At 52.8% G+C, this 1,026-nt stretch carries 1 protein-coding gene; it reads left to right on the forward strand.

The features are described from left to right. Positions 1–66: 66 nt before the first annotated feature. Positions 67–1,026: tetratricopeptide repeat protein (locus tag GS399_RS20540; RefSeq protein WP_160846536.1), on the forward strand; the 960-nt coding region annotated here is incomplete at its 3' end.

A 1,026-nucleotide genomic window follows, 5' to 3' on the forward strand; every position in this document is an offset into this window, starting at 1 on the left:
AACAGGTTGGAGTGGCAGTTACCCTCAAGGCCGGTGTCAGTGCCGCGACTGCTATTCTTTCTGGCTGTGCTACTTTCTACTGCCACTTCCTCCACCGCCCAGGAACAGCCCACCTATGATCAGCTGGCTGATAAGTACTTCATGACCTGGCAGTACGCCAGGGCGGCACCGATCTACCAGAAACTAAGCAAACGGAAAAACACCAGCCCGGTGGTGTATTACCGGCTGGGCTACTCGTATGAACAAACCGGGCAATACCAGCAGGCCATTGAAGCTTACCGGAAGTACTTGGACAAGAATCCCAAAGCCGACAGTTTGTGGGAGCGGATCGGCGACCTGTCGAAAGTGACCGGTCAGTATGAGGATGCAAAAGCAGCTTATGGCAAAGCACCTTCCCAGTCGCCGGTGATCAAAGATAAAACGGCCGGCTGCGACTCGGCACAAAGCTGGCTGAAGAATCCATCAGCTGTCACGGTAAAAAATATGGGCGCCATTAACACCACCGCTTCCGATTGGGGAGCGGTGTACTACGGTCAGGATGTGGTGTTCGTGTCCGACTCGATCCGCAAACAGGTGTTTAACCAAAAGCGGCAGGAAACTTACGGCTGGACGGGAAGACCCTATTTGAAGATATACCAGACAGCCAGTTCTTTTTCGGGTTCCACGGGTACCGACACGGCATCACTGAAAGACTTTTCAGCAGCCATCAACGACAGTAAATACCATACCGGTCCGGTAACATTTTCTAAAAACCAGGATACGGTGTACTACACGGTAACCGATATGGATAAGAACAAAACACTGAGTTACCAGCGCATGGGTTACCGCAAAGGACTTCCGGTAGGCACGCGCAAGCTGGAGCTGTATTACCGCATCAAACAGGCAGACGGCAGCTGGGGCAGTCCCCAGCCGCTAAGCTGGGAGAACACGAAGAACTATTCGGTAGGACTTGCTGCTTTAAGCCGGGACGGGCAGACGCTGTATTTTGTCAGCGATATGCCGGGTGGACAGGGAAAGGCTGATATT

The organism is Hufsiella arboris (genome assembly GCF_009834875.1).
Classification (GTDB): Bacteria; Bacteroidota; Bacteroidia; order Sphingobacteriales; family Sphingobacteriaceae; genus Hufsiella_A; species Hufsiella_A arboris.